Raw genomic sequence first — 18,758 nt, 5'->3', positions numbered from 1 at the left:
TATTACCTCTGGGGCTGATTTAGGATTCGACGGGAATTCAGAAGTCTGAGGTGCATGCCGAGGTGCGGTAGGCCTCGTTAACAAACCGCAAAAAAATAGTCGCAAACGACGAAAACTACGCACTAGCAGCTTAATAACCTGCTCAGAGCTCTCTCGCCCTAGCTTCCGCACGTAAGACGGGGACCAACGAGGGATCAAACCCAAACGCGCTAGCCCGGATTCTCCCGCCTGAGAGATGAACGGCGAATTTTAATTCAGGATAGTCATTCATTAGCGTGTCGGTTCGCAGGTGGGTGGTGAATTTAAAGATCGACTAAGCATGTAGTACCAATGATGAAAGGTTTTCGGACGCGGGTTCAACTCCCGCCAGCTCCACCAAATGTTTGGAAAGGGCCAACTCGAAAGGGTTGGCCCTTTTTGTATCTGCGATTCGTATTTCCCCTCAACTCATCGCTTTGATTCCTAGCCAAAATCTCTTAGTCTGTGGTTAAGCATTCATCAATGGACATGAGTTTATGCTAAAAGGTAGTGAGTACCCTTCTATTCGTGCGCTGCGAACCTTTGTTGCAGTTGCTAACCATCTGAGTTTTTCTAAAGCGGCAGAGAGTTTGTGCGTAACTCAAGGTGCCGTGAGCAAACAAATTGCGACGTTAGAGCAACTGGTTGAGTTACCTTTGATTCAGCGTGGTATCAATGGTATTGAGCTCAGCGAAGAAGGAAAACGTTACTTACCCAAGGTGACCGAAGCGCTGGAGATAATCCAACATGCGACGGCAAGCTTGATTCAAACCAACACAGAGCAAGAGTTATTGGTGGTTGATGTTACGCCTTCTTTCGCCAGTTTGTGGTTGGTGCCAAACATTGATGCATTCCATCAAATCCATCCTGATATCCGCGTTAAAGTTCGCACCAGTGATGGTCCAATAAATCAGTTAGATGTAGACAGCGACATCACCATCCGTTGCCTTCCTCTCTCTAGTCACTACGAACATGGTCGATTGCTGCGTCAAGAAACGCTGCTGCTAACGGGCTCATCAAGTTCTTCAACGTGTAATGACAAACAATCCATTACGGATTTCGCTTTTATTCCTCAAACAACGCGCCCGCAGTTGTGGGAGCAGTTCAAACTAGAGCAATCTCTGCAAAGCGCGATTCATTATCACCCTGTCGGTCATGAGCATTTCTATCTCTCTTATGAAGCGGTAAAGCTTGGTAAAGGTCTTGCCCTCCTGCCTGATTTTATGGTGCAGCAGGCGATGTCGAGAGATGAGGTCTACCACATCCAACAATTGCGTATGCATAGCCATTATGGCTATTACGTATTTGTGCCGAACTACCGTCTAGCGGCGCGAAAAGTCTCACTGTTCAATGATTGGCTATTTAGTCAACTTGGAGAAGGCGTTGGTTAGATAACGACTCCGCTTCAATTTTTCAAACTGTGGTTGAAGCCAGCACATGTAAAGATATTCGCGTTACACTGAAGGGGTTGCCAACTGTAATGAGGGTTTATGACGTTATCTCCTGCCTTTCTGCGTAAAATCTGGTACTCCCCTTCTGTCAACCTTGGTTTGCGTGCCACCAGCGCGATTGTCCTATTCATGGGATTGGGTGTGCTATTCAGCCAAATCAATCTCGCCATGACAGCTTTAATGACCATGCCTGCAGCATTGATCAGCGGTTTAGACACTGCCGGTCCTAGACGCTGGACACGCTTTGCGATTACCGCTTTTACATGGAGCATTACGCTCGTCATCAGTTATGCTCTGCTGAATATGGGCTTACCGCTGTGGCTGACTTACGGCGTTATGGGAGCAATATTGGCGAGTACAGCAGTGAATGGTCCGTTTTGGGGACGTCTTGGCATGTCGAGCTTACTGATCGCGGTCGTGAGCTTGTCACTACATAATTCCAGCGCGGTACTTGGTCTCTATCCTATGTTGGTGTTGGGACCACTCACTTTTGCGCTGTTCAGTTGGCTTTGGTTTGCCTTATGGAAACATTACGCGCTGCGTGTTTGTCTTTCTGCGATTTACGAGACGCTAGCGGACTACATTCAATATCGCCAAGCTTTCTTACTTGGAAGCGAAAACGATGCTCCGAAACGACGCATCAAATATCAGTTGATTGAACTGTTCCAACAAGCGCTGCAATCAGAATCTTTTCGCTCGAAACATGAAGACGCCAACTCTCTACGTCAGGCTTTGTTTTTGGCGCTCGATACATTTGAAGTCGTCTTGAGCAGCCATACCAGCAACCCTGATCTGCTGAAGCAATTTCAATCCAGTAAACCGAAACGAGATCTGCTCTTGGTTTGGAGCCAACACTGCCAGCAAAGATTAAGACACAAAGCCAAACAGCTTTTGCATAACACGCATGAAGAGATGGAACACTTGAGCTCACTAGAGCAGGAAGCCCATGATTTGATTGAGGCGGTGAAGCTAGAAGACCAACCTCGCTTTCGCTACTGGGCATACGCGGTAAAGCATATTTCTCGTCGTATTGAGCTCAATGAGCCCGCTTATGAACGCTCCTTTGAGGTGCAACCATTCGAGCTGTCTTTTCGTTTGCCAAGTCGAGGCAACCCAATTTGGCGCCATGTGACTCGCGTTGGTTTGATGTTCGCTCTTGGAGCTGGGATTGCTGAATACTTTGAATTGATTCGCCCGGATTGGGTGTTGATTTCCATGTTGATGGTCATTCAACCGAGTTTCTTGGCAACCCGAAGTAAAACTTGGCAACGCTGTTTGGGTACGGCACTTGGGGTACTCTTCGCCACCTCCTTGATTCATCTTGGCGTACCAACGACCATCCTGTTGGTATTAATCGCGGTCCTATTACCCATCGCAATGCTCAATATTATGCGCCATTACTCGCTGGCGATTGGCTGTATTACCGCGCTGTTGATTTTGGTTTATCAAACCATGGCACACCAGGGGCTCGACTTTGCCGCTCCGCGCTTGATCGACAATGTCGTCGGTGGCGCAATTGTCCTACTCGGTTATGGCTTATTGTGGCCGCAGTGGCGAGGTAAGGAGATTCATACCCAAGCATTAAAAGCGCTCGATAGTTCAAAAAGCTTATTTGTGTATTGCTATGAGCAGTTACAAGTCGACACAGAGCAACGTGATCACATGGCGCTCACTAAGCAACGTGCCGCCATGCTCACTGCAGAAAGCGATCTTGAACTGATTTACAACGAGATGCAGCAAGAGCCAAGGCACACTCGCGCCGATCCGCATTATTATGAAGATATGTTGAGCCATTATCGCTTGTTGAGTCACTACCTCTGCTTGCTGATCCCTCTAGTGAGAGCGGGCACCCATTACCAAGGTTCATTGCAAGTAGAACGCCTGATTCATGATGCGATGGATGCGTTGATCAGTACGATTCGTGACAATCGCGTGCATGAGCTGCCAGCACTGAGCAATAAAACCGATGCCAATCATCCCTCCTCGACCGCAGGACAGCGCTCTGTCGAAGAGATCATCTGGTTAGCATTGATGACGATTAAGCAAATGCACGACTTAGTAAGGCGTAACCTAAAAGACTAAATACGCACCACTATTATCAACGGAATGTCAGATTTGACTATTTGAGAACAACGTCGATTGACCAAGCTAACTAACAGGAGTATCACTCCAGCTTCGTTCCACTTTGGTTAGAGGAAAGCATTTGGAACACATTAATGATTTACTGATGGCGATGAAGCCGCTGCTTGAGCAATATGGCTATCTCGCCCTTATCGTCAGCATCTTTCTTGAAGGTATTGGCATTCCGATGCCGGGGCAATCGCTGATGATTGCGGCGTCTATCATCTCATCTGAGCATGTCATGAACCTTAGCCTAGTGATGATAGTCTCTTGGTTGAGTTGCTTTTTTGGCAACACGTGCGGCTACCTGATTGGCTATCACTTTGAAGGTTGGTTAGACAAGAAAGGCTATATTTCTGGCCCTAAAATGCAGAAGCTACAAAATACAATTCAGAAGTATGGTCCTGCTTGCTTGGTTGTCAGCCGCTTTATTGAAGGAATGAAACAGTTTATGCCGCTTGCTTGTGGCATTGCTAAGATGTCGCGTAAAGAGTTCTTATTGGGCAACGCCCTTGCAACCACCATTTGGGTTGCCGTGTTCAGTTTGCTCACTAACTTTGCGTTTGAGCATCTAAGCGTTCTCAGCCAGTTCTATACCGAGCATCGCTACGTGGTTTGGTCGAGCGCAGCGTTGTTGTTCTCACTGATGATCTTCGCGCTCCTCAAACGAAAAAAAGCATAAATACTCTACACAAGTAAAATTCTACAAAGGCTCACAGTATCAATAAGATATGTTATGTGAGCCTTTTTTCTTGGTCTTTTCGATTAAAAATAACCAGCCATTTAGACGTCTAGACGTTGACAAGTCTTTGGTGTCAGATTAGTCTGCTCGCCTTATTTGTTGATTATGTTGTCGTTCACATGTCTGGTTCTAAAAATTCTAATAAAGCAATCGCACCATCAGCGGTCGCACTTTTACCTTTAGTGCTATTCCTTGCGCTGTTTATTGGCGTGGGCACTTACTTATCCTTGCAAGGCGTTGATTTCGCCTTCTACCAACTGCCAGCGCCTATCGCGGTATTGCCTGCTGTGATCCTTGCGCTCATCCTAAGCAAAGACAAACTCAATCGCTCTATCGAACACTTTATGCGTGGCGTTGGTCATCAAGACATCATCGCGATGTGTATGATCTACCTGCTTGCCGGTGCCTTTGCTGCAGTTGCAAAAGCGTCTGGCGGCGTAGATGCGACAGTTAACCTTGGTCTTTCTGCGATTCCAACTAGCATGATCTTGCCGGGTATCTTCCTGATTTCTGCATTTATTGCGACAGCGATGGGCACCTCAATGGGTACCATCGCAGCAGTTGCGCCTGTTGCTCTGGGCATTGCTCAATCAGCAGGTATGAGTCTTCCATTGACTGCTGGTGTAGTGCTTAGCGGCGCAATGTTTGGTGATAACCTTTCTATCATCTCAGACACCACCATTGCGGCAACCCGTTCTCAAGGCTGTGAGATGAAGGACAAATTCAAAGAGAACATCCGTATCGCACTACCAGCAGCACTGGTTGCGCTTGTGATCTTCGCCTTCAACAGCACAGCGACTCAAGTACCAGAAACCGGTCCTATTGAATGGTTGAAAGTGCTGCCATATGTGACGATTCTTATCCTTGCTGTATCAGGCATGAATGTGTTTGTCGTGCTTACTATTGGTATCGTTTTGGCAGGCGGCGTGAGCTTGTCTTCTATCGATGATTACGGTCTAACCAACTTCGCGCAAGACATCTACTCTGGCTTTGGCAACATGCAAGAGATCTTCCTGCTATCCATGCTGATTGGTGGTCTGAGTGAGCTTATGCGTCGCCAAGGCGGTCTCGCGTTTCTAACTAACCTAGTGAGCGGCATCATCCGTACGTTTGGCTCTAGCCACTCGAAAGAAGCAAATGGTCGTGCAAGTGAGCTCGGTATTGCTGGTCTGGTTTCGATGGTGAATACCTGTACCGCCAACAACACCGTTGCCATCATCGTATCAGGTAGCGTGGCTCGTCAGCTGGCAGAAGAGAACAACGTTTCACCGCGTCGCTCTGCAAGTTTGTTGGACATTTTCTCGTGTGTTATCCAAGGTGTATTGCCATACGGTGCGCAAGTTCTGCTATTGGGCTCGGTATTTAACCTTTCTCCACTAGAAGTTGTCGCGAACTCTTATTACTGTTTCGCGCTTGCAATTGCAGCTATCGTGGCGGTGTTTATCAAGCATCCGGCACGTCAGCCTGTCCCTCAGACTGAAAGCTAAAATTAACTTTGAAGAAGGGCTCCGATTGGAGCCTTTTTTGTGTCTTAAGAAAAGAAGCGATTCCCTACTCGCACCTTCGCCGCTCTAGATAATGACGCTATGTAAAACCAAGCATCAACCAAGGCTAACTCCGTCACTCTCGAGAAGGAGGAACGACTGAGTCGGGAATCTCTCAAATCAACTACCACTCAGGCTAAGGCGAAAACTCTCCGCATCATGCAGGGGCACATCGAGCAATTCACAAATCTCTTTCAATCGCCGAACTTGCTCTGCATTGCTTTTCGCGAGCTGACCATCCGAACTCAAATGGTTGTTCTCAAAGCCTACCCGAACATCCAATCCCAGTAACATTGCATGGGTTAAACTGTCTTGCTCTCTCACGCCAAACGCGCACACGGCACACCTAACATTCTCTTCGATAAATCGCTCCAAATGCAGTGCCCGTAAATTCCATGGTGAAGATTGTTGAGCCTCATGATATCGACCAAGTACCACTAACGCGTGTTGGTTTTGCTTTGGTAAAACACCTCGCTCTCTTAGGGAAAAATAGCGCTCGATGTCTGCCTGATCATACAAAATGATTTGGCTGAGAATGCCCTGATCAGCGACCCAATCAAAAAAGATAAGACCTAGCTCCTCACTCTGCTCATCAGGAATCAGTTCACGCAAAGCAAAAGAGGCGGCTTCTGGTTTTACCGCTTTGATCAGCGCCATTTGCTGTTGTGGTGAATACATACCAACAGCCTCAGTTGTGAGCTGAACTATCATCGAATTCCCAACCGCAGCTTTCACCGCGTGGTAGATTTCTAAGTTGTCATCAACCTCTAGAGAATGCCTGCCTTGCACATCTCTCGCGTGCAAATGGATCATGGTAGACCCTGCCGTTTGACATGCTTTCGCCTCGGCAACCATTTCTTCAGTATTCATCGGCAATTGAGCATGGTCTTGCTTGGTTTTTTTCGCTCCATTAGGCGCAACAATAATCGCGATTCGAGCTCTTTCTATTGGGGAATTTATTACCATGTTTTCGACACCTCTCTGAGTGTACGAGTGAGCTTTTCCACCAGCTCGTCGATGTGGCTTCGTTCGATGATAAAAGGCGGTGCAAGCAGGATATGATGCCCATTGACACCATCAATCGTGCCCCCCATTGGATAGCACATCAGTCCATTTTTCATCGCTTGATGTTTGATCTTTTTGTCTGCCAAAATTGAATTAGGAAGAGGGATTTTACTTACTTTGTCTGCCACAAGTTCAATGCCAAGAAACAGCCCTTTACCACGAATATCCCCAATATACGGGAAGTCTGAAAGTGCTGACTCGAGTTCTCTTTTTAACATTGCTCCTTGTTGGTTGACGGCTTGCAGGAGCTTTTGGTCACCGATGGTCTGAATGGTTGCAACGGCAGCTGCGCATGCGACGGGATGCGCCATAAAAGTATGCCCATGTTGAAAGAAGCCACTACCAGACGCGATTGCTTGATAGACTCTGTCATTGGCAACAACGGCTCCGATAGGTTGATAACCCGCACCTAATCCTTTCGCCATGCAAACTAAATCTGGGACGGCTTGCTCTTGTTCAAAAGCAAAAAAGCTACCGCTACGTCCAACGCCACACATCACCTCATCCATGATCAGCAACACATCATAGCGATCGCAAATCTCTCGTATTCGTTTGAAGTAACCTAGAGTGGCAGGTACTGCGCCAGCTGTTGCGCCAACAATCGGCTCTGCAACAAACGCCATGACGTTATCCGAGCCCAGTTCTAAAATTTTAGCTTCAAGTTCATTGGCAGCTCTCAGTGAGTAATCGAGCTCTGATTCACCTTCTCTTTGATGACGATAGGCATAGCACGGCGCAATGTGATGGCTTGGGTGCAAAATGGGTTTAAAAGGCTCACGCCGCCATTCGTTACCACCAACAGCCAACGCACCAAGCGTATTACCGTGATAACTTTGCTGGCGAGCAATAAACTGCTTTTTCTCTGGCTTACCACATTCCACAAAGTATTGTCTTGCCATCTTTAGTGCAGATTCAACCGCTTCAGAGCCCCCACAGACTAAGTAGACGTGATTGAATTGCGATGGCATTTGCTGGCAAATCAACTCAGCCAACTGCTCACTTACTTCACTAGTAAAAAAGCCAGTATGAGCAAAAGGTACTTTTTCGATTTGGTCGAGCATGGCTTGTTTAACAGCTTGGTGGCTGTGCCCAAGGTTTGATACGGCAGCGCCACCGCAAGCATCGAGATATTGATTACCTTGGCTATCGAACAGATAAACCCCTTCCCCTCTGGCGATAGTAGGCAACTTGGCGTGACAATGGCGGTGAAACACATAAGACATGAGCGTCCCTTCCTAGTGACTATTTGCTAAGCATAGTCAGGAAGATACGATTTATACGCAAGGTAAGAAAAGTTAACCGCGATGAGCATTTGGAATAGACGCAAGAGTAACGATAAAAACGTATAAGAAGCCTTGATTTGTAAATGATAATAATTATCATTAAGATCAAGTAACAGATGGAAGGTGTTTTATGGATTGCGTGATGACATGGCTAACTGCAGAGATTGACGACTATAAGGATAGATTACAAACAGCCACTTCAGAGTTCTTTCTTGCAGAGATGAATCTTAATCGTCATGGTCCGTCTGAAAAACGGTTATCAGAGTATTATCATGCGAGTCTCGACGTCGCCCTGACTGCTCGTGATAGCGGTGATGATATGAGTTATCTACTTTGCCTAAAAAAGCTCTACACCAGAATGATGGCTGAATTGAATGACACCAATAACGAGCTTTGCTGCCGCTCCCAATGCAAAGCCTACGCGCTTGATTCACTCAATCTCACTTGTCAACTCTACAAAGGCTATGACGTGATGGACAAAGCCAAGATCCTTCGCTCTGACTTTGCCAAACGCTCGTCCATTACCTAACACAGAAGCTCTGCGGAAATCACGCCATCTCTAGTGCTTGAACTTGCTTAAAAATACTCTTAACCATAGCTTCAATGCCTTGGTTTCTGGCCGGAGTTAATTGTTGCTGTAAACCTAACTCAGCAAAAATGCTTTTAATGTTAGTCTCCAACAACTGCTTCGGTGTTTTATCTTGCAATAACAAGCACACCACAGCGACAAGCCCTTTCACTAAAGCCGCGTCGCTGCTACCCAACAATTGCACTTTTCCTTGTTCTACTTGTACCTGAATCCATACTTGGCTTTGACAGCCGTAAATGGCCGTCTGTTCAGTCTGTAACGCTTCTGGTAAACGAGCAAACTTCTCGCCAAGCGAAATGATGTATAAGTACTTATCTTCCCAATCAATACATCGATTGAAGTTTTTAATTAATTGTTTTTGGTCCACTGCTTTCTCTTTCCTATCCGACTAACAAGGTATGGATACGTTTTAGACTAGAAACCAAAACATCAATATCTTGTTGATTATTATATAAAGCAACCGATGCACGACACATCGCAGGTACTTGGTAGTATTTCATCAGAGGTTGAGCGCAATGATGTCCCGTTCGAATCGCAACACCGTACTTATCTAAAAAGCTACCCACATCAAAGGCATGCACTTGTGCAAGGTTGAATGACACTACGCCGCAGCGCTCTTGAGGACCATAAATGACAATGTCTGGTACCGTCTTTAGTTGATCGTAGAGGTAGTCAACCAATGTTTGTTCATAGCGACCAATCGCTTCAAACCCAAGATCGAGCACATAATCAATCGCACACCCTAAACCGATAATGCCAGCAACATTAGGAGTGCCAGCTTCAAAACGCCATGGCGCTTCGTTATAAGTGGTCCCTTGGTACAGATCGACCTCTTTTATCATCGCACCACCACCTTCCCACGGAGGCATAATATCAAGCAGCTCTTTCTTCGCGTATAACACTCCAAGCCCTGTCGGACCATAGAGCTTATGCCCTGAAAAGACATAGAAGTCGCAGTCAATTTCTTGTACATCGACCGCTTGGTGCATCACTGCTTGTGCCCCATCTACCAGCACTCGGGTGCCATTCTGATGAGCCAACTCGATGATATTTTTGACCGGATTAATGGTACCAAGCACATTAGAGACGTGGGTGACCGCTAATAAGCGAGTACGCCTAGTCATCAGCGTTTTCAGCGTATCCAAACTCAAGCTTCCATCAAGCTCTAGCGGCCACACCACCACTTTGATCCCGATGCCTTGTTCTAGCATTTGCCAAGGCACAATATTGGCGTGATGCTCCATTTCAGACACGATGATCTCATCACCTTCCGTCAACTGCGCTTTCGCATAAGCATTCGCAACAAGGTTAATTCCGTGCGTGGTTCCATGAACAAAAACCACCTCTTCACGCTGCTTGGCATTAAGGAATTGCTGAACCTTATCACGCGCTTGTTCCATCAAATCTGTCGCATGAGCACTCAAATGATGGATTCCACGATGAACCGCTGCGTTTTCATGTCGATAAAAGGTGTCGACTCGTTCAATCACGACCGATGGTTTATGTGCACTTGCTGCGCTGTCTAAGTAAACCAAAGACTTGTTGTTTACTTCCTGATGTAAGGTTGGAAAGTGTGCTCGTTGCGCTGTTATGAAAGAGCTCATGCATTTACCTCTGCTAGCTTGGACTCTATATGCTGTAAAACCAGCGTACGAATAACGTCAATATCAATCGCCTCTGCGACTTCCGCGGCAAAGGCAAGGGTGATCAATTGTTCAGCTTGGTGCTTTGGTAATCCGCGAGCCTGCAAATAAAACACCTGCTCTTTGCTCAATGCTCCTGTGGTAGTACCGTGACTGCACTTCACGTCGTCCGCATAGATCTCCAGTTGAGGCTTACTGTTGACCTCACACGCTTTACTTAGCAACAAGTTGTGATTGTCCATTTGTCCGTCAGTTTTGAGCGCGTTTGGGGCGACTTTGATCATGCCGTTAAATACTGCTTTGCCTTGCTGACTGGCAATAATTTTGTGCAGTTGCTGACTCGTGCAATGCCCTTTGTTGTGTTCAAGGTAAGTACGCGTGTCGTACGTTTGCTGATGGCTAGGTAGTGCTAGGCTGTTGATTTCAATCTCTGTATTTTCGCCATTTAACTGGCAGCTGGTGTGGTGGCGCGTCAATTGACCAGAGAGCAAAAAAGTCTGGCTTGATACATTTGCATCTCGTCCAACGAAAAGATCATTGTGAGCAAAATGGTAATGTTCCGCAGAACCCAAGCAGAGCTTGTAATGGGTAAGTTCAGCGTTGTCCGAAACCTCCATCGTAAGCCGCGAACCGGAATAACTTGCTGCCACACGATTGCCATGACAAGCAGAAAGAAGGTGCTCAACAATTTTAACTTCGCTACTTTGTCCGACTTTTAGGTGTACGCGATGATGTGCCATACCACCTTGAGGTCGAGACTCAATTTGCATCAAGTAAATAGGCTTGGCTACGGTATGTTTGGCATCGACCTCAATCAACAAAGTCGTATCGGAAAATGCTTCCGTGAGATGCAAAAAGATTTCTGGTGCAATCGCGGCAGGCAACGCTTGTTTTGCATCACCATTAAGTAAAGAAAGTCGAAATGCCTCGCCATCAATATCACTCAAATTAGGTTGGAACTGACCGTTCACAAATACTAACCTTTCTGCATCCATATCAAGCTTGTGAGCCTGAACGAAAGCCATCGATACATCAGTCTCACGCTGGCTGGAAAAATCAATGGCATCGAAGCCTTCAAGCGAGGTGTATTTCCAATCTTCATGCTGACGAGTCGGTAATCCTTGTGCTAATGCGGCTTGCCAATGGTATTTGGCAACCTCATCTAACGCAGTCAGACGAGGCTTTAAATAGTCACTGAATGGCAATAGACAATTACTCCTCTCCGGTGAGCCAACCATAGCCCTTCTCCTCTAACTCAGCCACCATAGAGAAATCACCCGATTTGATGATTTTTCCTTGATACAGCACGTGCACAAAGTCAGGTTTGATGTAATCAAGAATGCGTTGGTAATGGGTCACAATGATGAAAGAACGCTTGCCGTCTTTTAGGCTATTTACGCCATTAGCAACTTCTTTAAGTGCATCAATATCTAATCCAGAATCGGTCTCGTCCAAAATGCAAAGTTGTGGGTCAAGTACCGCCATTTGCAAGATGTCATTACGCTTCTTTTCTCCGCCAGAAAAGCCGACGTTTACCGAGCGAGAAAGTAAGTCTTTCGGCATATTGAGAAGCTCAATTTTCTCCTCAATTAAATCCGCAAGTTCAAAGCGTTCCAATTCCGGAAGTTCACGGTATTTTCGCACCGCATTCACTGATGCTTGTAAGAAGAGATGGTTACTCACTCCCGGAATTTCGACAGGGTATTGGAATGCCAAGAACACGCCTTCGCCTGCACGTTCATCAGGATCTAATTCCAATAAATCCTTGCCGTTGAAATCGACAGATCCATCGGTAATTTCGTAGTCTTCACGTCCCGCGAGCGTGCTTGCCAGCGTGCTTTTACCGGAACCGTTTGGTCCCATGATGGCGTGAATTTCTCCAGGGTTAATCTGAAGATTGACTCCTTTTAGAATTTCTTGTTCTTCAATTTGGGCTTTTAAGTTGTTAATTGTTAACATTTTTCATTATCCAACGCTGTGTTCTAAGCTGATTGCCAATAATTTTTGTGCTTCTACGGCAAACTCCAGCGGTAATTCGGAAAACACATCCTTACAAAAACCGTTCACAATCATTGAGATCGCATCCTCTTCAGCGATGCCTCGTTGTGAACAGTAAAACAGTTGGTCTTCACCAATTTTGGTTGTGGTTGCTTCATGCTCGACCTGAGCGGAGTTGTTTTTTACTTCAACGTAAGGGAAGGTATGCGCCCCACAATCCGGACCGATGAGCATCGAGTCACATTGAGTGAAATTTCGCGCATTTTCAGCGCTCGGTAAGATCTTCACTAATCCGCGGTAGCTGTTTTCACTGTACCCAGCGGAGACGCCTTTTGAGATGATGGTGGACTTGGTATTTTTACCGATATGGATCATCTTAGTGCCAGTGTCAGCCAACTGCTTACCCGACGTTAACGCGATGGAATAAAACTCACCGATCGAGTTATCCCCTTGGAGAATGATGCTTGGGTACTTCCATGTAATGGCAGATCCCGTTTCGGATTGAGTCCAAGACATCTTTGAACCACTGCCTTTACACAGCGCTCGCTTGGTCACAAAGTTGAGGATACCGCCGTTGGTATCTTTGCCTGAGAACCAGTTTTGTACGGTCGAATACTTCACGTAAGCATCTTTGAGGACGATCACTTCTACCACCGCAGCATGCAGCTGGTAATTATCATGCGATGGTGCCGAACATCCTTCGATATAGCTGACATAGCTGCCCTCATCAGCAATCAAAATCGTACGTTCAAATTGACCTGTTTTTGCAGCATTGATCCGGAAATAGGTCGAGAGCTCCATAGGACACTCAACACCTTTGGGGATGTAAACGAAGGTGCCATCCGACGCAACGGCAGCATTTAGCGCAGCAAAGAAGTTATCTTCTGGCGGGACGACTGTCCCTAGGTACTCTTGTACTAGCTCAGGGTACTTGTGAATCGCTTCGCTGAATGAGCAAAAAATGATGCCTTTCTCTGCCAATTTTTCACTGTACGTGGTTTTGACCGATACGGAGTCAAAGATTGCATCAACAGCGACTTCGCTTCCCTCACGAACTGGCACACCCAGCAGGTCAAAAGCTTGTTCGACTTCTTTAGTCAAAAACTCCGGGTCTAGTGATGCTTCATCGCCAGCACAAGTATCATCGCACTGACCACAAGATGGCGCGGAATAATAGCTATAATCTTGATAGTTAAGCGGGTCGTAGTGCGCTTTTAACCAATGCGGTTCCTCCATGGTTTGCCAAATTCGAAACGCCCGAAGTCGGAACTCCAGCATCCATTCAGGTTCGTTTCTTTTGGCAGAAATCGCACGTACAACATCTTCATTGATGCCTTTTGCTAACTGGTCTGTCGCAATATTGCTGTAGAACCCTTGTTTGTAACTATCATCATCAACCCAAGCTTGAACATCTTCTTGGATCTCAATACCACTTTGTGTCATTGTCGGTACCATTTAAAACCAGCCACTGCCCTAGAGCAGTGCTCGCTTTTACACATTAAAACTTTCACCACAACCACAAGCACTTTGTACTTTAGGATTGTTGTACTGGAACATCTGGTTCAACCCTTGTGAAATGAAGTCCACTTCTGTTCCATCGAGATAAGGCATGGCATCAAGAGGCACAAATAACTTGGCGCCTAGATGCTCATATACAAGATCGTCAGCGATAACTTCATCCACGGTGGACAGTACATACGCGTAGCCCGCACAACCTGAAGGCTTAATTGTGAGTCGCAAGCCACATAGAGATTCGTCTTTTTCGAGCAGCTTGTTAATTTGATTGGCAGCTTTATCGGTCAGAGTTAGCCCTTGCCAACTGCTGCTTGGATCGAAGCTGTCTACTGAGTTGAGTCCCGACATGACTATTCACCTATTTAAAAACAAACACTGAGAATGATAGTTATTATCATTTATCCATTCAACCATAATGAATTTATGGGATTAAGGCATGCTGCTCGGTCACAATTTGGAATAGAAAACGAAATGGGATTTGAAAAAGAAATAGGGTCTGAAATGAAAGTTGAATATCGACGGTGTCTTCAAAAAGCAGCCCTATCAAAGAGCTGCTTTTCACTTTTAATTCAATAATTAAGCATTAAGGGCTTGTTCAAGGTCTACCAAGATGTCATCAATGTGTTCAATACCAACGGACAAGCGAATCATCTCTGGGGATACACCCGCTTGCTTTTGCTCCGCTTCACTCAATTGACGGTGCGTAGTCGACGCCGGATGGCATGCAAGCGATTTTGCGTCACCAATGTTCACTAAACGCTTAAAGATCTTCAATGCATCGTAAAAGCGCACACCAGCTTCATAACCATCTTTCAAGCCAAACGACAATATAGCTGATGGTTTACCTTGCATGTATTTTTCTGCCAATGGATAGAATTCCGAAGTAGGTAAACCCGCGTAGCTTACCCAACTCACTTTCTCGTGCTGGCTTAAGTATTCCGCGACTTTCAGCGCATTTTCGGTATGACGCTCCATACGCAGCGACAGCGTTTCCAGCCCCTGCATCAACATAAAGGCATTCATTGGTGACAAAGCAGAACCAGTATTACGCAAAGGAACGGTGCGAGCACGACCAATAAAAGCCGCCTCACCAAATGCTTCGGTGTAAACCACGCCGTGGTAAGAAGGCTCAGGCTGATTAAATACTGGGAAGCGATCTTTATGCTGTGCCCACGGGAACTTCCCAGAATCAATGATGATGCCACCCAGCGTCGTACCATGCCCACCAACATACTTAGTGAGCGAATGAACCACGATATCGGCACCAAATTCGATTGGCTTGCATAGCACAGGAGTTGCGACCGTATTGTCTACAATCACAGGCACGCCCTGCGCATGAGCCAGTTCGGCAACACGTTCTAGGTCTATGATGTTCCCTGCCGGATTACCGATGCTTTCACAGTAAACCGCTTTGGTATTCTCATCGATAAGCTCAGCAAGACTTTCAGGCTTATCGTCCTTGGCAAAACGCACTTCAATACCTTGGCTTGGCAACATATGCGCAAACAAGGTGTAAGTACCACCATATAATTGAGGAGTAGAAACGATGTTATCGCCAGCTTGCGCGAGCGTGAGAATAGCGTAGTTAATTGCCGCACTACCTGCACTCACAACCAAACCAGCAATCCCCCCTTCCAACGCTGCCATGCGTTTTTCCAACACGTCATTGGTTGGGTTCATAATACGAGTGTAAATATTGCCCGGAACTTCAAGATTGAATAAATCCGCACCATGTTGCGCATTATCAAACTCATACGCTACCGTCTGGTAAATCGGTGTCGCTACTGATTTGGTTGTTGGGTCGGTTTCGTAGCCAAAATGGATCGAGAGTGTTTCGTCTTTCATGCATCTTCCCTGAACTATTGAGTGAATGGTTATTCTTTTATATTGCCGATTTTTTCAACAAAGAAAAGCAGCTCAAGTCACAGGGGAGTGGATTATTTCTGTTCAGATGGTCCAAAAGAGAGGAATAACAACGTTAGCTTTTTCCGCATATGAAAATCATTGACTAAACTTATCCAATAATCATAAGGCTAGGATAATGTTATGAAAACAATCACATCATGGATGATCGTTGGGTGTTTAGTGCTTTTCGCTTTCTTCACTCAGGCAAATGAGACTTTCCCCCTCGCACCTCCCGATCTCTCTAGCCCTCGAAAAGCACTCACAAGCTTTGATACTTTGGTGTCACAAGCCAATCAGCAACTAACCGAAATCATTGAAGATCCAGCTCAAAATACAGAGCAAAACCGACAACGTATTTACGCGTTGTTCGATAAAGCAACGCAAGCCTTCGATCTGTCTAAAGTCCCAGAATCTAGCCAAACTCGAGTCGCTATTGAATCTGTCATGTTGATGAAGGAAATACTCGACCGAGCTCCACCTACAGACTTATCTCTCATTCCCGATAGCAACACCCTAACCCGCTGGCAAATTCCAGATACGGGGTTAGAGTTGATCAAGCAACCTGATGGTCAGTATCGTTTTTCCGAGCAAACCGTGCACGGCTTGTACAGTGATTATTTGCTGGTTAAACACTTACCCTCTCATTCCGGAGCTAGCTTAGATTACTATCAATATTATTCGCTAAGCGCGGGAAGACTTATTCCGCCAACATGGTTTCACCTCGTAGAAGCATTACCTAGCGTATTTATGCTGGAATATGGCGACCAAGCAATCTGGCAATGGTTAGGGCTGGCGTTGTCTCTTTCTGCGACCATCTCTGTGCTTGCTTTACTCTACAACCATATCCAGTCGCCAATTTCAAAAGCGATACTTGCCGTACTCACACTAAGCGGTTTTCTTTATCTCGCAGACTACCAACTCAATTTAACTGGCGTACTAATGTCGACACTCAATATCGTCATAGAGCTCATTTGTTGGCTATTGCTCAGCCAAGTCGCTTATCTGTTGATTTACAAAACGTGTCGCCTACTAATGAGTAAACAACGCACTAACACCACACTGCGCCAAAGCCTGACACAAATTATCGGTACTTTGCTGGGTTCGATGGCCGCTATTGCTTGCCTTGGTTATGGTTTGAATCGCTTGGGCGTTCCCGTTTACGGCATCGTGACGGGGTTGAGTTTAGGGGGGATGGCAATCGCGCTCGCTATCCGTCCAACTATGGAGAACTTAATCGGTGGGGTTATCTTGTTCTTAGATAAATCCTTGTCAGTTGGAGATTACTGCCAAATTGGCAGCCAGTCAGGAGTCATAGAACAAATAGGAGTGCGCTCAACACGCATCAGAGCAAAAGACAGAACGCAAATCACGATTGCTAATGGTGACCTTATCAAGCGAGAGATCATCAACTATAGCCGCCGTGACCGTTATCCTTTCAAAGCGACTATCGGGTTGCGCTATGAGACGAGCATGGCGCAATTACAGCTCATTACAGAGAAAATCACGGCATTACTCCAAGAACATCCAGATGTTTTAGATTCTCCCCTTCGAGTTCACTTTAGTGCCTTCAATGCGTACAGTCTGGATATTGAGGTTCTCGCTCATTTAAACACCACAAATAGGGAAACCTTCCTTAAGCTGCAACAAGAACTTCTGATGCTGATTGATAAGATCATTACGGCAGAAGGAGCTCAATTTGCTTTCCCTTCCACTACCACGTATCTCACAGCAGATTCTGTACAACTGACCACGGCACCCACGCCGGTTCAAGCCGTACCTCAAAACGCATAAAGCTTAAATGCATAAAAAAACCGCCTCGTAAGAGGCGGTTTATCTGAGGTTATAACTCCGCATTGTTAATCTTCTGTGTTCACTCATTGTGGCTTCTTAAACACATGAACCAAACATAACTCTCGGTAGTTACAACCGGACTTGTTGTAAAAGCCACTTTTTAAATCGTTCGGTTGGTTCGCTTTTCGTGTTAATGATCAAGTAGTACCCTGCGTTGGCATCAACGGGTTCAAATGGTGAAACCAAACGACCATTTTTAAGTTCATCCTCCACCAGTGCCATACGTGCCATCGCAATACCAACGCCGGCTTCAGCTGCGGACATCGCCATATCCGTTCGATTAAAGAAATGCCCAGAATCCGTTTTAAAATCCAGTCCCATACTTGATGCCCAATAGAGCCACTCATAGTCACGCGGCGCTTTATCCCATGGCATAGCATCGTGCAATAACGTCGCATCTCGCCATTGCTCTGGTGTCGTTTTAGGTGTTTTTAGCCACCCATGATCCTCAAGGTATTTGACACTCATCACTGGAAGAAGTTGCTCATCAAGAATCCGCTTCGCGTTTTTGTCTCGATACGGGTGCGGACCATAGTCAATTGCAACGTCGTAATCCTTGAGCTCACTATTCACAAGCGCTCCCTCTGCAAAAATCTGTACTTGCAGGTCGGGGTTATTTAGGTGGAAGCTTTCAAGCTTAGGAACCAGCCATTTAAATGCAAAAGAAGGTGTCAGTTTGAGGCGAATTTCATTGTGGGGCTTTTCAATCTGTAGCTCTTCAAGTGCTTTCCTAAGTTCAGAGAAGTGAAATTGCGAAGTCTGAGATAACTGCAAACCTTTAGGTGTCAGCCTAATTCCTCGCGAATGGCGTTCAAACAAAGTAAAGCCTAGTTGCTCTTCCAATTGGATAATTTGCTGGCTAATTGCGCCTGTCGTCAAGTGCAATACCTTTGCTGCACTAGTAAAACTGTTGTGTTCCGCTACTTGGCTAAATAACCACAATCCACTTACGACACTACTTTTCATCCTGAGCCTATAGTTTTTCTAAACGCTGGATGTAATTTATATCGATTGTTAACAAAAGGTAAAGAAG

The 18,758-nt window shown here is 46.0% G+C and carries 16 protein-coding genes and 1 other RNA gene; 7 read left to right on the top strand and 10 right to left on the bottom strand.

Annotated features, from left to right (window positions below; all coding sequences use genetic code 11):
* Positions 1-10: 10 nt before the first annotated feature.
* The 5 genes from ssrA (at position 11) to J4N44_RS03040 (ending at position 5,819) form a co-directional block, all read left to right on the top strand.
* Positions 11-378: a transfer-messenger RNA gene (gene ssrA / locus J4N44_RS03060) on the top strand.
* A gap of 137 nt (positions 379-515) precedes the next feature.
* Positions 516-1,409: a LysR family transcriptional regulator gene (locus tag J4N44_RS03055; RefSeq protein ID WP_252044839.1), complete on the top strand. Its 894-nt coding sequence runs from the start codon at positions 516-518 to the stop codon at positions 1,407-1,409.
* 99 nt (positions 1,410-1,508) lie between these two features.
* Positions 1,509-3,551 carry an FUSC family protein gene (locus J4N44_RS03050; RefSeq protein ID WP_252044838.1) on the top strand — a complete coding sequence of 681 codons (2,043 nt, stop codon included), beginning with the start codon at positions 1,509-1,511 and terminating at the stop codon, positions 3,549-3,551.
* A 145-nt stretch (positions 3,552-3,696) separates the two neighbouring features.
* On the top strand, positions 3,697-4,272 hold the full coding sequence (locus tag J4N44_RS03045) for a DedA family protein (RefSeq protein WP_026000144.1): 576 nt from the start codon (positions 3,697-3,699) through the stop codon (positions 4,270-4,272).
* Between the two features lie 179 nt (positions 4,273-4,451).
* Positions 4,452-5,819 carry a Na+/H+ antiporter NhaC family protein gene (locus J4N44_RS03040; protein WP_005447666.1) on the top strand — a complete coding sequence of 456 codons (1,368 nt, stop codon included), beginning with the start codon at positions 4,452-4,454 and terminating at the stop codon, positions 5,817-5,819.
* 177 nt (positions 5,820-5,996) lie between these two features.
* Here J4N44_RS03040 and J4N44_RS03035 read toward each other — a convergent pair whose 3' ends face one another.
* A complete protein-coding gene (locus tag J4N44_RS03035; protein ID WP_252044837.1) occupies positions 5,997-6,842 on the bottom strand; it encodes a beta-keto acid cleavage family enzyme in 846 nt (281 codons plus the stop codon).
* On the bottom strand, positions 6,836-8,164 hold the full coding sequence (locus J4N44_RS03030) for an aspartate aminotransferase family protein (RefSeq protein WP_061065608.1): 1,329 nt from the start codon (positions 8,162-8,164) through the stop codon (positions 6,836-6,838). Before J4N44_RS03030 ends, J4N44_RS03035 begins: the two co-directional genes overlap by 7 nt.
* Positions 8,165-8,354: 190 nt before the next feature.
* Here J4N44_RS03030 and J4N44_RS03025 point away from each other — a divergent pair, with 190 nt between their 5' ends.
* Positions 8,355-8,753 carry a hypothetical protein gene (locus tag J4N44_RS03025; RefSeq protein WP_049535705.1) on the top strand — a complete coding sequence of 133 codons (399 nt, stop codon included), beginning with the start codon at positions 8,355-8,357 and terminating at the stop codon, positions 8,751-8,753.
* Between the two features lie 19 nt (positions 8,754-8,772).
* Here the strand turns inward: J4N44_RS03025 and sufE are convergent, their stop codons facing one another.
* The 7 genes from sufE to J4N44_RS02990 all read right to left on the bottom strand — a co-directional run bounded on the left by sufE (position 8,773) and on the right by J4N44_RS02990 (position 15,814).
* Entirely contained in the window at positions 8,773-9,180 is a 408-nt protein-coding gene (sufE, locus tag J4N44_RS03020; protein WP_005447670.1) for a cysteine desulfuration protein SufE, read from the bottom strand.
* A gap of 13 nt (positions 9,181-9,193) precedes the next feature.
* On the bottom strand, positions 9,194-10,417 hold the full coding sequence (sufS, locus tag J4N44_RS03015) for a cysteine desulfurase SufS (RefSeq protein ID WP_252044836.1): 1,224 nt from the start codon (positions 10,415-10,417) through the stop codon (positions 9,194-9,196).
* A complete protein-coding gene (gene sufD / locus J4N44_RS03010) occupies positions 10,414-11,694 on the bottom strand; it encodes a Fe-S cluster assembly protein SufD (protein ID WP_050934601.1) in 1,281 nt (426 codons plus the stop codon). Before sufD ends, sufS begins: the two co-directional genes overlap by 4 nt.
* Entirely contained in the window at positions 11,669-12,415 is a 747-nt protein-coding gene (sufC, locus tag J4N44_RS03005; protein ID WP_005447675.1) for a Fe-S cluster assembly ATPase SufC, read from the bottom strand. Before sufC ends, sufD begins: the two co-directional genes overlap by 26 nt.
* A gap of 6 nt (positions 12,416-12,421) precedes the next feature.
* On the bottom strand, positions 12,422-13,897 hold the full coding sequence (gene sufB, locus J4N44_RS03000; RefSeq protein ID WP_252044835.1) for a Fe-S cluster assembly protein SufB: 1,476 nt from the start codon (positions 13,895-13,897) through the stop codon (positions 12,422-12,424).
* 48 nt (positions 13,898-13,945) lie between these two features.
* Positions 13,946-14,317 (bottom strand): Fe-S cluster assembly scaffold SufA, encoded by a 372-nt coding sequence (gene sufA / locus J4N44_RS02995; protein ID WP_005447677.1) that lies wholly within the window; start codon positions 14,315-14,317, stop codon positions 13,946-13,948.
* 228 nt (positions 14,318-14,545) lie between these two features.
* The gene (locus tag J4N44_RS02990; protein ID WP_009700544.1) at positions 14,546-15,814 is read right to left on the bottom strand and encodes an O-acetylhomoserine aminocarboxypropyltransferase/cysteine synthase family protein; all 1,269 of its coding nucleotides are present in this window, start codon (positions 15,812-15,814) and stop codon (positions 14,546-14,548) included.
* Positions 15,815-16,015: 201 nt separating this feature from the next.
* Here J4N44_RS02990 and J4N44_RS02985 point away from each other — a divergent pair, with 201 nt between their 5' ends.
* Positions 16,016-17,665, top strand: coding sequence for a mechanosensitive ion channel family protein (locus J4N44_RS02985; RefSeq protein WP_252044834.1), 1,650 nt, complete (start codon positions 16,016-16,018; stop codon positions 17,663-17,665).
* Positions 17,666-17,794: 129 nt separating this feature from the next.
* On the opposite strand, the gene J4N44_RS02980 is transcribed toward J4N44_RS02985, so the two are convergent.
* On the bottom strand, positions 17,795-18,691 hold the full coding sequence (locus tag J4N44_RS02980) for a LysR substrate-binding domain-containing protein (protein ID WP_252044833.1): 897 nt from the start codon (positions 18,689-18,691) through the stop codon (positions 17,795-17,797).
* Positions 18,692-18,758 lie beyond the last annotated feature (67 nt).

Source organism: Vibrio sp. SCSIO 43155 (assembly GCF_023716605.1).
Lineage (GTDB): Bacteria > Pseudomonadota > Gammaproteobacteria > Enterobacterales > Vibrionaceae > Vibrio > Vibrio harveyi.
The sequence above is the reverse complement of the archived record's forward strand: the minus strand, read 5'-3'. Positions and strand labels throughout refer to the sequence as shown.

Bases quoted from the DNA above. Each gene is read 5' to 3' on its own strand.
- J4N44_RS03045 (WP_026000144.1), top strand. From the start codon at position 3,697: ATGGCGATGAAGCCGCTGCTTGAGCAATATGGCTATCTCGCCCTTATC.
- J4N44_RS03035 (WP_252044837.1), bottom strand. From the start codon at position 6,842: ATGGTAATAAATTCCCCAATAGAAAGAGCTCGAATCGCGATTATTGTT.
- sufB (WP_252044835.1), bottom strand. From the start codon at position 13,897: ATGACACAAAGTGGTATTGAGATCCAAGAAGATGTTCAAGCTTGGGTT.
- J4N44_RS02980 (WP_252044833.1), bottom strand. From the start codon at position 18,691: ATGAAAAGTAGTGTCGTAAGTGGATTGTGGTTATTTAGCCAAGTAGCG.
- J4N44_RS03055 (WP_252044839.1), top strand. From the start codon at position 516: ATGCTAAAAGGTAGTGAGTACCCTTCTATTCGTGCGCTGCGAACCTTT.
- J4N44_RS02990 (WP_009700544.1), bottom strand. From the start codon at position 15,814: ATGAAAGACGAAACACTCTCGATCCATTTTGGCTACGAAACCGACCCA.
- sufC (WP_005447675.1), bottom strand. From the start codon at position 12,415: ATGTTAACAATTAACAACTTAAAAGCCCAAATTGAAGAACAAGAAATT.
- J4N44_RS03025 (WP_049535705.1), top strand. From the start codon at position 8,355: ATGGATTGCGTGATGACATGGCTAACTGCAGAGATTGACGACTATAAG.
- J4N44_RS03040 (WP_005447666.1), top strand. From the start codon at position 4,452: ATGTCTGGTTCTAAAAATTCTAATAAAGCAATCGCACCATCAGCGGTC.
- J4N44_RS02985 (WP_252044834.1), top strand. From the start codon at position 16,016: ATGAAAACAATCACATCATGGATGATCGTTGGGTGTTTAGTGCTTTTC.
- sufD (WP_050934601.1), bottom strand. From the start codon at position 11,694: ATGGTTGGCTCACCGGAGAGGAGTAATTGTCTATTGCCATTCAGTGAC.
- J4N44_RS03030 (WP_061065608.1), bottom strand. From the start codon at position 8,164: ATGTCTTATGTGTTTCACCGCCATTGTCACGCCAAGTTGCCTACTATC.
- J4N44_RS03050 (WP_252044838.1), top strand. From the start codon at position 1,509: ATGACGTTATCTCCTGCCTTTCTGCGTAAAATCTGGTACTCCCCTTCT.
- sufA (WP_005447677.1), bottom strand. From the start codon at position 14,317: ATGTCGGGACTCAACTCAGTAGACAGCTTCGATCCAAGCAGCAGTTGG.
- sufS (WP_252044836.1), bottom strand. From the start codon at position 10,417: ATGAGCTCTTTCATAACAGCGCAACGAGCACACTTTCCAACCTTACAT.